Annotated in this window: 17 protein-coding genes and 1 pseudogene; all 18 read right to left on the bottom strand. The window is 48.6% G+C overall.

The genetic code is table 11. The features are described 5' to 3' along the window. Position 1: 1 nt before the first annotated feature. Positions 2–502, bottom strand: a complete 501-nt coding sequence (locus tag M4S28_RS21185; RefSeq protein WP_016796839.1) for a hypothetical protein — start codon at positions 500–502, stop codon at positions 2–4. 19 nt (positions 503–521) lie between these two features. Beyond that, positions 522–1,709: pseudogene (locus tag M4S28_RS21180) on the bottom strand (baseplate J/gp47 family protein). Next, entirely contained in the window at positions 1,702–2,034 is a 333-nt protein-coding gene (locus tag M4S28_RS21175; RefSeq protein WP_016788158.1) for a DUF2590 family protein, read from the bottom strand. The pseudogene M4S28_RS21180 and the gene M4S28_RS21175 overlap by 8 nt, the downstream one beginning before the upstream one ends. Beyond that, positions 2,034–4,364, bottom strand: a complete 2,331-nt coding sequence (locus M4S28_RS21170; protein WP_249632764.1) for a phage tail tape measure protein — start codon at positions 4,362–4,364, stop codon at positions 2,034–2,036. Before M4S28_RS21170 ends, M4S28_RS21175 begins: the two co-directional genes overlap by 1 nt. Positions 4,365–4,391: 27 nt before the next feature. Continuing rightward, positions 4,392–4,535 carry a DUF6890 family protein gene (locus M4S28_RS21165; RefSeq protein ID WP_249632763.1) on the bottom strand — a complete coding sequence of 48 codons (144 nt, stop codon included), beginning with the start codon at positions 4,533–4,535 and terminating at the stop codon, positions 4,392–4,394. 41 nt (positions 4,536–4,576) lie between these two features. Continuing rightward, on the bottom strand, positions 4,577–4,840 hold the full coding sequence (locus M4S28_RS21160) for a putative phage tail assembly chaperone (protein ID WP_016796843.1): 264 nt from the start codon (positions 4,838–4,840) through the stop codon (positions 4,577–4,579). Next, on the bottom strand, positions 4,837–5,073 hold the full coding sequence (locus M4S28_RS21155) for a hypothetical protein (RefSeq protein ID WP_016788153.1): 237 nt from the start codon (positions 5,071–5,073) through the stop codon (positions 4,837–4,839). Before M4S28_RS21155 ends, M4S28_RS21160 begins: the two co-directional genes overlap by 4 nt. Further along, a complete protein-coding gene (locus M4S28_RS21150) occupies positions 5,074–5,658 on the bottom strand; it encodes a 3TM-type holin (RefSeq protein WP_016788152.1) in 585 nt (194 codons plus the stop codon). A 3-nt stretch (positions 5,659–5,661) separates the two neighbouring features. Further along, positions 5,662–6,084 (bottom strand): DUF5675 family protein, encoded by a 423-nt coding sequence (locus M4S28_RS21145; RefSeq protein ID WP_016788151.1) that lies wholly within the window; start codon positions 6,082–6,084, stop codon positions 5,662–5,664. Continuing rightward, complete coding sequence (locus M4S28_RS21140) at positions 6,081–6,299, bottom strand: TraR/DksA C4-type zinc finger protein (RefSeq protein ID WP_016788150.1); 219 nt, start codon at positions 6,297–6,299, stop codon at positions 6,081–6,083. Before M4S28_RS21140 ends, M4S28_RS21145 begins: the two co-directional genes overlap by 4 nt. A gap of 26 nt (positions 6,300–6,325) precedes the next feature. Then, positions 6,326–6,781, bottom strand: coding sequence for a phage protein (locus tag M4S28_RS21135; RefSeq protein ID WP_016788149.1), 456 nt, complete (start codon positions 6,779–6,781; stop codon positions 6,326–6,328). A 2-nt stretch (positions 6,782–6,783) separates the two neighbouring features. Continuing rightward, a complete protein-coding gene (locus M4S28_RS21130; protein WP_102576115.1) occupies positions 6,784–7,905 on the bottom strand; it encodes a DUF2586 domain-containing protein in 1,122 nt (373 codons plus the stop codon). Positions 7,906–7,920: 15 nt separating this feature from the next. Continuing rightward, complete coding sequence (locus M4S28_RS21125; protein ID WP_249632762.1) at positions 7,921–8,577, bottom strand: virion morphogenesis protein; 657 nt, start codon at positions 8,575–8,577, stop codon at positions 7,921–7,923. Further along, the gene (locus M4S28_RS21120) at positions 8,561–9,052 is read right to left on the bottom strand and encodes a phage tail protein (RefSeq protein WP_016788146.1); all 492 of its coding nucleotides are present in this window, start codon (positions 9,050–9,052) and stop codon (positions 8,561–8,563) included. Before M4S28_RS21120 ends, M4S28_RS21125 begins: the two co-directional genes overlap by 17 nt. Further along, positions 9,049–9,468, bottom strand: coding sequence for a head completion/stabilization protein (locus M4S28_RS21115; RefSeq protein WP_016788145.1), 420 nt, complete (start codon positions 9,466–9,468; stop codon positions 9,049–9,051). The genes M4S28_RS21120 and M4S28_RS21115 overlap by 4 nt, the downstream gene beginning before the upstream one ends. A gap of 129 nt (positions 9,469–9,597) precedes the next feature. Continuing rightward, positions 9,598–10,314: a phage terminase small subunit gene (gpM, locus tag M4S28_RS21110; RefSeq protein ID WP_016788144.1), complete on the bottom strand. Its 717-nt coding sequence runs from the start codon at positions 10,312–10,314 to the stop codon at positions 9,598–9,600. 9 nt (positions 10,315–10,323) lie between these two features. Beyond that, entirely contained in the window at positions 10,324–11,334 is a 1,011-nt protein-coding gene (locus M4S28_RS21105; RefSeq protein ID WP_016796847.1) for a phage major capsid protein, P2 family, read from the bottom strand. Further along, the gene (locus tag M4S28_RS21100; protein ID WP_108180606.1) at positions 11,335–12,210 is read right to left on the bottom strand and encodes a GPO family capsid scaffolding protein; all 876 of its coding nucleotides are present in this window, start codon (positions 12,208–12,210) and stop codon (positions 11,335–11,337) included. Between the last annotated feature and the right edge of the window lie 140 nt (positions 12,211–12,350).

The following is a 12,350-nucleotide window of genomic DNA, read 5'->3' as shown; positions in this document are numbered from 1 at the left end:
CCTATCCTATTGATGCGCTGTACGTTTCATGGGTGTGACTGAACTCGGTGACTGAAATATGAGGATAAGCCGCCGTTGTCACATCAAAGCTGTATCGACGGCAGGTTCTGCCATATTGGCGAACCAAGGCGTCCATCAAGCCAGGGACTTCATTCAAATCACTGTCTCGCACTTTGACGCTCACCACGTCCCAAGGGTAATAGTTCAAACGCTCATCGATTTCGATATGGGGATAACCCAGCTGATCGAACATGGTTTCCCAGCCCACCTCTGAGCCGCCACCGGTTGCAAAGGCGTAAGCAAAATTCACTCGAATACGGTAGATATGCTCGGGCTCTTTAGGCAGACGTTCGATGTCGCGTTGCCAAGCCATCAAATCAACAAATTCGATAGGGGCGACCATCGGGTCTAACTGCCTAAGCGGCCACTCCAATACGTCTTGTACTCGCGACCAATACCCAAGCAAAGCCTGTCCTAGTTTGTAGATCTCGCCCTTACCCATCCAATGCTTGAGCGTAAAGTTAGGCCGTTTCAATACTGACCTCCAAATGGCCCATTCTTGGTACTTCCATGCCATTGGTTAGATCAGCATTATCAAATTCAATCGATTCTAATACGGCGAATTCACCGTGCAGCTCTTGGGCCAATCTCGAAAAACTAAACCGCGAAGAAGGCTTGGTTTTGGTCACGTTATAATCGGTGTTCTGCCTAAAGGCCGAGCCAATAAAAAGCGCAATATTGCTTTCAAGCTGCGCGCTCTCTTCTATCGACAGTATTCGCCCTATCCACACTCGACACTTCACTGTGATGGTATTGCCTGGCATGGCATACACTCTTAAATCATCACCATGGCCATGATTCCCTTCGTGATTAATGTGCGTGTTTAAATCGGCCAGCATTTGAGGCGATGGCTCCCCAGAATCCAATAGAATAAACGCATTCGCCGAACCAGGGCCTCGGGGCGCGTTGTGCTTGAAGTAGACATTTTCACTGTTGATACCGGCGCGCAACATCAGCAATGAACGATAAGCCGCATCAATGTGCCATTTCGCCACCCCACTAAATTGATTGCGAATGCGCACCCTCAATTGGTCGTCACTCTCTTCATCGGCGCCCGCTTTGATTAACCAATCGGCGGTATTCACCGCACGGCTAATACCTGGAACCGCCGTGGTTAGGACATGGAAATACCCTTCGCCTAGATTAAAGGCCGCGCCTTCATGCTCGGCCTCCACCTTGCCAACCGTTGACGCTTCATGCTCTTGCAGTGTCGTGTCCTAGCTTAATATCACTCGGTAAACTGTGCCGTTAATGGGGTCGGTTTGTATCACCGTGCCTTTGGGTACGACAATGGCCGGCCCTTGCTTCGCGGCTCGGTGTATCACCACTTGCCCCCCCGCTTTGGTCGAGGGCTTTCGCTTCACGTTGAATTGCCACGCCCATAAATCGAGCCATTTGTCTTTTGCCGTCGCCACGAACATATTGGGCAACACGTACCCAACCAGAAATCGGTTCACCAACCACACCGTTGGACCAATCACCATGGTTTCAATCAAGCGCCAAAATGGAGAATACTGAGAATCGTTTGCGATGGTGCTGCCTTGCTTTCGAGCTTCCTCTTTGAGTGTCGCTTTCCACTCTGAGGCTTCGAGCGGTAGCCCTGCCTTTTCAGCAAGCTCAGTAAAGTTCGGTTTCGGGATATCAGTCAAAGTTCACCTCTGTGCTTACGCTGCCAAAGCGCACTGTTTCTGCAAAAATATAAATTTGCCCATCGTTCACTTCTTCGATGCGAACCGTACCAGGCACCAGACGAACGTCTTCTTCGACCAACAGTTCGAGTTGCGTACGCGCGTCGGCTTTTTTCGCGGGACTACGTTCAGCTATCAAATGGATCGCGACATTACTTTCAATAATCGCGTGTTTAATGTCTTGTGCTATCACCGCACGATCATGAATCAACACTGGGTTACGGCCGGCATCGAGTACCACGTCACCGTTTTCAATGAGAATGTCTTGATAAAAGAACTCCGCCATTAGCCCGCTGCCATTTCTAGTTCGCTCGCCATGTCTTGTGGGCTACTCATGTAAGTGGGATAAATTGCAACACCACCGTAATTGGTTGAACTCGTTTGGTAGCTAGCAATACTCTTGGCCGCGCCACCTGGCTGGACTTGAGCTTGAGGCGCTGCGCTTTGCACTGACTTAGATTTCACTTTTAACTCATCACTTTCACTGCCAAAGCCTGGTAACCAATCAACAAACCCTTTTAGGTTTTCCCAAATCCCCGCCAACTTATCCGTAAACCAACTAAAGACACTGCCAAAGACATTTCGCATCGAGTCGGCCATTTGTCCAATGAAGGCAAAGCCACTGGTATCAGTAAAACCACTCATTACCCATTGCCAACCTGCAGACAGAAATTGAAACAGCGTTTGAAATGGCAGCGTCAGCAGCTCTAACGCCCCTGAAATCACGGAAAACCACCCAGTATCTGTCATTTCTACTTTCAGCATTTGCCAACCAAAGACCAAGCTTTTAAATCCGTTGCTTAACGAATCCACCACCTGACCAATAAACGTAAAACCACTGGTATCAATAAAACCACTCATCACCCATTGCCAACCTGCAGACAGGAATTGAAACAGCGTTTGAAATGGTAACGTCAGCAGCTCTAACGCCCCTGAAATTACGGTAAACCACCCAGTATCTGCCATTTCTACTTTCAGCATCTGCCAACCGAACACCAAGCTTTTAAATCCGTTGCTTAACGAATCCACCATCTGACCAACAAACGTAAAACCACTGGTATCGGTAAAGCCACTCATCACCCATTGCCAACCTGCTTTGATAAACTCAAACAGGGTTCTAAATGGCAGCGTAATTAACGCGATTGCGCCTTCTAACACTTGAAACCAAGTCGTATCACCAAATGACGCTTTCAGGTCGGCCCAGTAATAAATCAGAGCCCCAACCGCTGCAATGGCAGCCACAACACCGGCAGCAATTAAGAAAATAGGGTTAGCCAGTAACGCCACCGATAGTTTCAAGAACGCCCACGTAGCGCCCATCACCCCTTTTGATAATCCCCACATCGCCACCGTGACGGTTTTGGTCACGCCTACACCTAAAGTCATCGTTGCCCAAGCCACTTTCAAAGCGCCAGATATCATGGTCAACAGGCCACCTGCAGCCACCAAGCCCAAAAGAGCTACGCCAGCAAAGCCAATGTATTTGGTGAAATTTGGGAACATCTGAGTCCATTCGATGATTTCCATCGCGCCATCAGACAAACTAGAAACCACAGGTAAAAGCGCAGGCAACAATGCTGCGCCAAAGGCCGTTCGCACCGCAAACACGCCTTGCTCTAGCCGTTCCCATTGGTCGGTCATGGCGCTAGCCATTTGTTCGGCGACATCCAAACCCTTAACTTGGCCAAGTTCAGAAATGGAGTTGGCAAGACCATCCGTGTTTTGCATCAGTAGCTGGATCATGGCCGACGCTTCTTTGGTACCAAACGCTTTGCTCAGTTCAGCCGCTTCTGCCACCGAAATCGTGTCACCGTAACGGCCTTTAATTTGGTTAAGAATGTCGACAATAGGCAGCATCTGCCCTTGAGCATTAGTGAACTGCATGTTCAATGCTTCTTGGGCTTTTGCGGTACCGGCTAGGAACGAACGGTATTTTGTGCCCGCTTCGCTGCCACTCATCGTGGCTTGCAACGTACCGAGAATGGCCATTTGCTCGGTCATGCCGACACCAACAGAGGTCGCCGCCGCTCCAACTGAGGTAAACGCAGAAGACATACCTGCACCGGTCGTTTTGAACATCTGCACAGCTCTGGCCGTTTGACCACCTAGTGTGTTCACCCAATCCGCTTTGCCCATTTCATTGGCCGAGTTTTGAAAAATGCCATACATAGTCCCAACGTAATTGGTGATGGTTCCAGTATCCGCTTTCGTTGCAGCCGCGAGCACACCCGACGCTCTCGTAAACTCAGACAGCTCATTACCTCCTAATCCAGCAATCGCGGATTGGATGTCATAAGAAGCGGCCACAAACTCCGTGGCTGACTTGCCATAATCCACTGAGAATTTCATTGCCGTTTGAGCAAGGGTTTTGAGTTGTTCATCAGCAACGCCGAGTGATTTGACTTCACCGAGCTTTCTATCCATTTCAATGGCTGGCATTAACGCTTGTTGCAGGGCAAAACCTGCGCCTACCATGCCAGCTGCGCCCGAAACCATCGTTTGAGTACCTTGTTTGTAGGTATTCGTGACATCGGATATTTGGCGCTGAATGTTGCCCAGAGGTTTTGATATCTGGTCAATCAATCCAACTTGAAATCTGAGCGCTTCAGGTAACATCAACCACTCTCTTTATGCTGATTAGAGTTAGGCGCCAAAGGCTTTGGCCACCCCACTTGCGGTAACGGCTTGCATGTTTTCCCAATGGTTCTTCTCTAACCAAATCGCATAGGCAAGATTTTGGTCAGTATCAAGGGCATCGGGTAGCCACTTACGCCGCCACGCATACATCTTTTGCCTGTCACTTCCATCAATGGCCGCGACAAGCGCATCTATTTTTTTACTGAGATAACAAGCTTCGGCGTGTACTCTTTAAGAACCGCACCATAAATCTGCATTGCTGCACCGGCGTTCTCTTTAGTCATCTCACGCAGTGCGTCTTTTGAACCTTCACTCACACAGCTCATCAAAAAGTTGTGTGCTGCCGCGCTTGCATCACCTGAAAGGATGGTATTTTGCGCTTCGTCGTATTCTGCCGGTGTTGGGTTGAATTCAAGGTCGGTTGTGCCAACGGTTAAAACAATGGATTTTGTCATGCTGCTTCTCGCTTTAGTGATTCATAAATTCGGGTGAGTCCGGTTTCAAGTTGACGCTCAAGTCGCTCAAAACCATCCTTCACTTCTTCTTTGGTGGCGTAGCTCTCCGCCACATGGGTTTTATAGTCAGCAAGCTCTTTCGAAAGAGAAAACAGTTTGCTAATCAATGCACCGATCAACATCACCAACAAGGTGGCAAGGGCGACCAGCGCAGATAACCAAGTCGGGTCCATCTAGCCCCCTTTTACCGCCTGCTTTAGTCCACCAATTAGGCTAAGCGGCTTTTGTCCCGCAGTGATTTGCTTATCTACGGAACGTTTGTGGATGTTCACACCAAGTACAGCAAGAGCAACAGAAATCAATGGTGTCAGCGCGACAATGGCATTGACGACATTGGCCGCTTCTTTTGGCTCAATAATCATCACAACAAACAGTCCAAAGAACATCAGCGCCCAACTCAAACACAAGGTGTAACCCCAAGTAGGGCGCCAACGCCTTACAAATGGATCATGACTCGCCATTTCAACTTTCATTGTTGAGGCTTGTTGGGCTATGGCAAGCTTACGTTCTTCACTTTCCAGTTCAGCATGTTGAAAGGCAAATTCACGAAGCTTTACCCGTTCATCAGACTCAAGCTGTTTAATTTTCAATAACGCTTCTGGGTTATTGATAAGTGCCTGTTCAATGGCTTTCGGGCTGCTGTCCACTCCAAGTGCACTGGCGACCATTCCCGCAACCGCGCCCCCTGCAGGGCCACCGATAACAGTGCCAATAAGTGGCGCTGCACTACCAAGTAGTGATTTAATTTTGTCCCACATGATTTAATCCTTAACGATGGTGAGTTTGGCTGGTTTACCGTTCAGCTCTGCCATCAACACTTTGAAAGCGTGACTAGAATTGACAACGGCCCATTCATTTCCGACGAAACCAAAATCGACACCGGGTGCTAAACACCCCTGCAGATCACTCGGTTTATTGGCCTTATGGATCAGCACATGAGTTCGAAGGCTTGGCCCGCTGCGGGTGACGCCTAACATTGGCTCTTCTACTGCATAACAGTGGCCAAAGCGTGGAGATTGATGCGGCAAAAGGTCGTAAGTGCCTTCAACAATGCAAGATTCACTAGGCTTGTTGTTGAGCATTGGTCGTTCAACCACGCAACAGACTTTGGAACCATCAGGGCGATAGAGATACGAATAGGTGCCATGTTCAAAGTAACGGCGTTTCATCAAATAGTGTTTCATCGTTTCATTCGCTCCAATTCGCTTTGGCATTGAGTGCAATATTGGCACCCTGATATGTGTTGGCGGCGAGCTTCTGGAATGGGAACACCGCATTCGCCGCATTCCTGTGCGCTTTCCCGCTGGTTAACTTGCTTAGCCCTTGCCAACTGGTTGGTAAGCGCCACTTCCGTGAATTGGCTTTCAAAGCCACTGGCTTGGTCAAGAACATCAGACATTTCAATCCCTACTTACTGAGCAAACGTTACTGAACCAAATCTTCGGTTTCATCTGGGCGCAAATATGGAACGCCATTGATTTTCACAAAATCTGGACTGGTCACTTCGAACGGCAACTTATGGACTAATGCACTGCCACCATTGGAATCCGCATCGAGTAAGTCTGAGATTTTCAGACGACAACCAAAGGCTTCAATCTTCAATTCGTCTTTATCAATTTTGCCGTAGAACAAGGCATCAAAGTCCGGCATACCGCGCCAAGAGCCGGCGCTTTTAGCGGCTTTGCCTAATCGGTTAAATTGCTGCGTGGTCAGTTCCATTTCACCACTGGCGGCCACATCACCATCGACATAGCCGTCAGGCACACCATTAGTTTTGTTGACGGCAGAATTATCTTCAATCGACAGCGTGACCTTTTGCGCGGTGAGCTTGTAGTCACCCATTGAAAAGTGCATGTTCTTGCCAGAAATACGCATGCTCATGGTTACGCCTCCGTATCTGCAGGGTTAGAGAGATCAAGCCCAATGTTCACAACAATTTGTTTCGGGCAGTTGTGTGGCGTGACCATCAAACCAATCACGACTTTTGTTTTGCTTTGCCACGTGATGGTGACGTCTTGATCGCTTGGTGGCATGATTTCACCAGGGAACGGAATGCCACCAATCTCCGTGGTCTTCGACATATCGCGCATGTCTTTGCTGAAGTAAGTGCGGTTAAGTTCGATACTCGGTGGCGTTGAATTCAGAATGCGGTCAGCAATACGGCGGATCGCTTTGATGCGAACGCGGCGATTCAGTTTGTGAACCGGACGAACGTATTCTAGATATTGATAGTCCCCGCCCTTCGCTTCCAACGTAGTCGCGTCTGTCCAATACACCCCTTCCATGTCGGCATACCATTGCGGCAATGAATAACGCGCATCGGCTAACACTGCGATGGTGCTCATTTCCAGTGGTTTACCTGCGCTATCAATAGGCATTTCACCAAGCCCCAACACGCTGCCCGTTGCTACTCGCATTGGACTGTCGGCGACAGTCACCGCTCGATCGCACAAGCGCCCACCCAACACACCAATGTTATTGCCATTGAGCATCGGCACAGGCGTCACCATATTGGCCGACACATCTTTCACTAACGCCAATAGACTGGTTTCGTATTTCGCCCAAGTTTGCTTACTCTTATCGATGCCAGGACACGCCGCTAAGAAGAACACCCAACGGCCAAGCTTGCTGGTGAGCTCAGTCGCTTTACTTTGCATCGCTTGAAAATCTGCTTTGCTGGTCACGATGTCCACCACACAAACCCCTTCAAACGAGTCCGTGCGATTAGCAATATCAACCGCTTCCTGCCACGTTTTACCTTCAGCGAGACCAAACACGGCGCCTGTCCAGTTCTGTTTCCCATTGAGCTGCGCCGCTTTGAGGTTAGCGCCCAGAGCGTCATCGGCTACGACCTCATCAAGGTTGGTCATGTTATTCACACGCGTAACTTTGCCTTGCAGTTCAGCTTTATCGGTACGCCCGATATAAAGCAGGTGGCGTTCAATTTCTGGGATCCCGCCTTGCCCTAAATTGAGGTTGTTAACCTCTACCTTTCCGGTTGCCATTGGTTATTTCCTCGCTTATTTTCGCTTTCTGGCCTGCTCAAAAATGGTGATGAGTTGGCGGGTGACTTCGCGTTCCTTACTGCCTAATATCTGACGTTCTTTTAAGGGGATATCCCAAGTCGACACACTCGGTTGATTGCTCAACTCACGAATAATTTGTCCTGCTTGCCCGTGGGTTACGGTAGCCATCAACAACTTGAGTGTGGGTTTCTTCCTTCCCTTGCCACTCTTACGCGGGACCGTGTAACCCAGTTCCCTCAGTTTTCTCGCTTGCCCTTTAGAGCAAGGCGCAGAATAGTTTGGTTTTCCCCACCGCTTTTGCATTTGGCGCTTGGTCATTTTTTGTTTTTGACCAAGGTGATGCCTGGCTGCAATTTTTGCGGTGAGCGGATTGCTCCAAGTTAGGTCGAGCGTATTGGCGTTTCTTACATAGGGGGTCAACCCCTTGGCCATACGTCGCATGACTTTTCCGCGCTTATTCCGTTTCTTCGGTGCTAAGGCTTGGCCGTGAATGTCTTTTTGTTGCTGAATGCGCTTTCGAGTCTTGGCTTTTTCCCAGCGCCCTAGGGTTTTCAATATCCAAACACGCTTTCTGGGTGGAAGCGCTAACATGGCAAACTTTTCTTGCAGGTTGAGCACATCCCTTTGATTAACATTAACTGTCGGCTTCATTCACCAACTCCGCTTCTTCGGCGGTATATATCTCGACGGCTTGAACTCGGTATCGAGTCCCGCGCCAAGTGATCATTCCTGCTTCATCAGGTACCAGTTCTATCGGCTCCATCAGTTCAAGTTCAATACTCACATCGGCCGCTTCGCTGCTGATCACATCTACTGATAAAGTCGGGTCTTCAAGCTCTTGCTCGTTACGCTCTTCTTCATGGTCACTTAGCCAGCAAGCAATCAGAGCCAACAAACAGCGTGGGTCTAGTAATTGGTGAGGGAATTCCTCAACCGAGATCACCGCGTTGTATTTCCAGAAACAGGCGATATACCCACCATTCCCACGGTCTTCACCACTAGGCACTATCGAGCCGTTTTCTTGCCACGCATCAATCTTGTTATCGAGCACATTGCTATTGAGGTGACTAACGATGTAATCCGTTAAATGCTCAAGCTTGGTTTTGTTGTAAACCGTGTCGCTCATATCGAATCGATGCCATTAGCACTGCGCCCGAGCAATTGAGAGACATCTTTATTACTTTGAGCTAGGAAACGTGCCGCCTGTTGTGGCTCATCTATCGCCGCGTTGTCCCCTTCTTTACGCCTGTCTTGAGTCGCAAACTCGGGTAACAATTCAGAGTGAGCTCGGCCATACACCGCACGTTTGTACAATGTGGTTTTGGCGATGCTCATTGATGGCGGAATACCATCAACCAACAAGCGATCTAACTTCTCTTGAATATTCAGCGCAGCAATCGTGATGGCCGCAGCAATAGAGTCGTTATCAAACGTATGCGGAATACGGCGTAATTGGCGAAACTCATCGGTCGATAAGCTTGGCCAACCTTCACCAGGTATGGCTTGGTCACTCGTTTTATCCATTTTTCCGCCAAAGCTCATGATTCAACCTTTTTGCTACTGCAGTTAATTAGGGCGCCTCTAGCCACTGAGTCGACGGAATAAGCAGGGTGATGAATCACTTGCTCTTCCTCGTCAGTCGAGGCGCGGTGGCATAGGAGCTGTTTTAAGCTAGAGGTTGTCGCCACTCTCTAATGCTCGGATACGTTGGTCAATGTTATCGATCATGGTGCTGACACCAATCGCGCTGTATTGCTCATGCGCGTTTTGAAGATGAGTTCGCGCTTTCTGTAACGTCGCCACATCTCCGACAGAGGCCGCATGAGGCTTACCTTCATCGTTACGCAGTAGGTACAGGCCCGCGAACTTCAACCATTTAGCCGTTGGCTTTTCGTTGATGCTCCAGTCGTCAGTGACCTTCTCAAATACCTGGGAGAAGTAAGGCTCAATCGATTGGCCTTTGTCTGCCATACGCTCTGACCAAGCCAAGACTTCATCCGCACAGAAGGTGGCAAAATCACGCTTGAATCGTTCTGGTGTATCTAGCCCGCGTTCAATAGCGATATCACACCACTTGATGGCGGTTTCTAGATCTTCGATATCAAAGAGCCAAATCACCATCTGAGTAAATAACGGGTTATCGAACTGCTCGTCACCGGCTAGGTAAGCTTCAATTGCTTCACGATATTTAGGGACCAAAACTTCACGTTTGTGGTTCACCTTTTCATCCTTACGATTGAAGGTTTTTAGCACCTTCAAATCACTTTCGAGTTCAGCTAAAAGCAGGTGAAGGCTGTTAGGATTAGCAACAAACTGTTTCTCAGGTGTCGATTGCTTTTGCTGTTTTGCCAAGGCTTCTTGGCGCAACTTCGCTAATGGACTGGCCATGTCTTCCCCTTAACCTGCGGCTGGCACAATGACAGTGACTTCTTCAATCGCTGCAAACTTGTGGTAATTGCCCACCGCGTAACCTTCCATACGTAGGTATGACGTTTCGAAGCGCTTACGGTCTTCTTCATTACGAGACTTACGCCACTGCGTTCCTTTTTGAGTCAGGATTTGCAGGTTGCTTAAGTTCGTTACCCAAATCATGTCCGGCGGGAAAAATGGCGGTGTATACACCGTTTTACCTGCAACGGTCTTAGCCAAGCTCTGCGCGGCTTTGTGCTCGGTGGGTACTTCTGCCGATTCCAATAAACGATGCTGCTCTGCGGCCACTAAGTTGCGGCCAATCAAAACCACTAAATCCGGGTCGCCTTGATGCACTTCATGGATAGTGGTGTTAATCAGATCGTTAACCAGTGAATCGAGGTTTCGATATGAACCCTCGGTTGCCCCTGTCGAATCCAATTTCACCGCTGGTAAGACTTGAGCCGGTGCTTTCTCTTTTGCGAGTTGTAGCCAACCTTTATTAACGTCTTCACCCATTGGGTTTGCTTTAGGATCCGTACTCTCACCCGCAATGGAGGTGCCGTGGAAACCAATACGCAGCTTATCTAAAGCGAAATTACGCGTGATGGCGTTGTTCATCAGCTTCATCCACTGACCTTTACCACCCGAGTTCGCCCAGATTGTCATCGTAATCCAGTTGATATGAGCGCCTGAGTCCGTTTCGGTTAGCTCGTAGGTATTGCCGCTTTGGTCAAGAGAGCCCATGAAACGACCGTCTTTAACTCGACCTGTCAGCAAGCCACTGTCACCCACATCGATCACTTGACCTTTAATTTGGTCAACCGAGATATTCGAAATACGGTTTAAGAAAGAGTCGGATTCAACAATGGCTTGGCGAAGCTTCGTTTCCATCACAGGCGTGATATTGAATTGCTTAGACGCATCTACAACGCCGCCCGCCTTTGCTACGGCTTGGCAATATTCATCTAAAAATTGAGTCGATACTGCATTGAGCATTTACACGACCTCCACTGTTGATTCGCCGCCGTTGCCTTCTTCACCTGGCTTTTGACCAGGGACTTCTTGCTTAAGCTTTGCGAACTGGGTTTCAAGGTTTTGTACTTGCTCGGCTACAGGAGCAAGCTGCTTCTCTAATTCACTAGAGAACTGCTCCAAAGAGAACGTTTGAACTTCACCTTCTGGTTTGGCTTCGGGTTCGTTAGGTGTTTGCGTTTGCAGGTTAAACTCTTGTTTGAGTTCATCCTTTAGCTCACCTTTCATAATGCCGAACTGCTCTTTCAGTGCAGCTTTGAGTTGTTCTTCGGTCACTTCTTCTTCCTCTGGTTCAGGATCAGGTTGTGGCTCTGGTTGTTCATCACCAGAATTGAAAAAGGCATTACACAAGGCAAAGAATCGGTCTGTTTTTGAGTAACACTCATCAAGGCTGATTTCTTCCAGTTGGCTGCAACTCAGCTCTGTGGTTTGACCTTCTTGTCGCGAAAACTGAAGTAATGAAACACCAGACGACGCAGGGGAATCGGTCACGGCTAATCCCATCAGGTAGCACTTTCCTTGCCCTTTATAGTCTGGGTTGGGTTCTATGGAGGTAAACAGCTTCTGCCCAAGCTTATTGGCTTCAAGTAAATATTGATTAGGTTCAAGTTTGGCAAACAAGCGCATTTTCCCATCCACTTCTTCAGCTTTAACCGCAAGTACTTTGCCCCAGTTACTTCCGTAACCAGCAAAGCGTTTGTGTTCAGGCCAAATCAAAGCGGTGTATTCACTCAAGGCATAATTTTCTGCAATCTGCATGAGCCATTCTCGGGTGATCTTACGACCATCAACCGTCGGCCCTTCTGTTGCTACAATTTTCCAATCACTGGTTTTTGCCATTTGAGTTTTTTACCTAGTATTAATTTGTCAGTTAGGTGTTTCTGGCATTCACAATACGCCTTTGATTTACCCGTTTCAGCCACTTCAATTCCGACCAATTCGGATACAGGGCGTATCCGAACCCATCCGAATTTTGCTAT

The sequence above is a fragment of the Vibrio sp. J383 genome (genome assembly GCF_023503985.1).
Classification (GTDB): domain Bacteria; phylum Pseudomonadota; class Gammaproteobacteria; order Enterobacterales; family Vibrionaceae; genus Vibrio; species Vibrio splendidus.
This window is presented reverse-complemented; position numbering and strand designations above follow the sequence as displayed.

What these genes read in the sequence shown, in the direction of transcription:
- M4S28_RS21130 (WP_102576115.1), bottom strand. Translation starts at nt 7,905, where the DNA reads ATGGCAACCGGAAAGGTAGAGGTTAACAACCTCAATTTAGGGCAAGGC.
- M4S28_RS21145 (WP_016788151.1), bottom strand. Translation starts at nt 6,084, where the DNA reads ATGAAACACTATTTGATGAAACGCCGTTACTTTGAACATGGCACCTAT.
- M4S28_RS21150 (WP_016788152.1), bottom strand. Translation starts at nt 5,658, where the DNA reads ATGTGGGACAAAATTAAATCACTACTTGGTAGTGCAGCGCCACTTATT.
- M4S28_RS21100 (WP_108180606.1), bottom strand. Translation starts at nt 12,210, where the DNA reads ATGGCAAAAACCAGTGATTGGAAAATTGTAGCAACAGAAGGGCCGACG.
- M4S28_RS21140 (WP_016788150.1), bottom strand. Translation starts at nt 6,299, where the DNA reads ATGTCTGATGTTCTTGACCAAGCCAGTGGCTTTGAAAGCCAATTCACG.
- M4S28_RS21120 (WP_016788146.1), bottom strand. Translation starts at nt 9,052, where the DNA reads ATGAGCGACACGGTTTACAACAAAACCAAGCTTGAGCATTTAACGGAT.
- M4S28_RS21160 (WP_016796843.1), bottom strand. Translation starts at nt 4,840, where the DNA reads ATGACAAAATCCATTGTTTTAACCGTTGGCACAACCGACCTTGAATTC.
- M4S28_RS21175 (WP_016788158.1), bottom strand. Translation starts at nt 2,034, where the DNA reads ATGGCGGAGTTCTTTTATCAAGACATTCTCATTGAAAACGGTGACGTG.
- M4S28_RS21135 (WP_016788149.1), bottom strand. Translation starts at nt 6,781, where the DNA reads ATGAGCATGCGTATTTCTGGCAAGAACATGCACTTTTCAATGGGTGAC.
- M4S28_RS21165 (WP_249632763.1), bottom strand. Translation starts at nt 4,535, where the DNA reads ATGTATGCGTGGCGGCGTAAGTGGCTACCCGATGCCCTTGATACTGAC.
- M4S28_RS21155 (WP_016788153.1), bottom strand. Translation starts at nt 5,073, where the DNA reads ATGGACCCGACTTGGTTATCTGCGCTGGTCGCCCTTGCCACCTTGTTG.
- M4S28_RS21170 (WP_249632764.1), bottom strand. Translation starts at nt 4,364, where the DNA reads ATGTTACCTGAAGCGCTCAGATTTCAAGTTGGATTGATTGACCAGATA.
- M4S28_RS21125 (WP_249632762.1), bottom strand. Translation starts at nt 8,577, where the DNA reads ATGAAGCCGACAGTTAATGTTAATCAAAGGGATGTGCTCAACCTGCAA.
- M4S28_RS21105 (WP_016796847.1), bottom strand. Translation starts at nt 11,334, where the DNA reads ATGCTCAATGCAGTATCGACTCAATTTTTAGATGAATATTGCCAAGCC.
- gpM (WP_016788144.1), bottom strand. Translation starts at nt 10,314, where the DNA reads ATGGCCAGTCCATTAGCGAAGTTGCGCCAAGAAGCCTTGGCAAAACAG.
- M4S28_RS21115 (WP_016788145.1), bottom strand. Translation starts at nt 9,468, where the DNA reads ATGAGCTTTGGCGGAAAAATGGATAAAACGAGTGACCAAGCCATACCT.
- M4S28_RS21185 (WP_016796839.1), bottom strand. Translation starts at nt 502, where the DNA reads ATGGGTAAGGGCGAGATCTACAAACTAGGACAGGCTTTGCTTGGGTAT.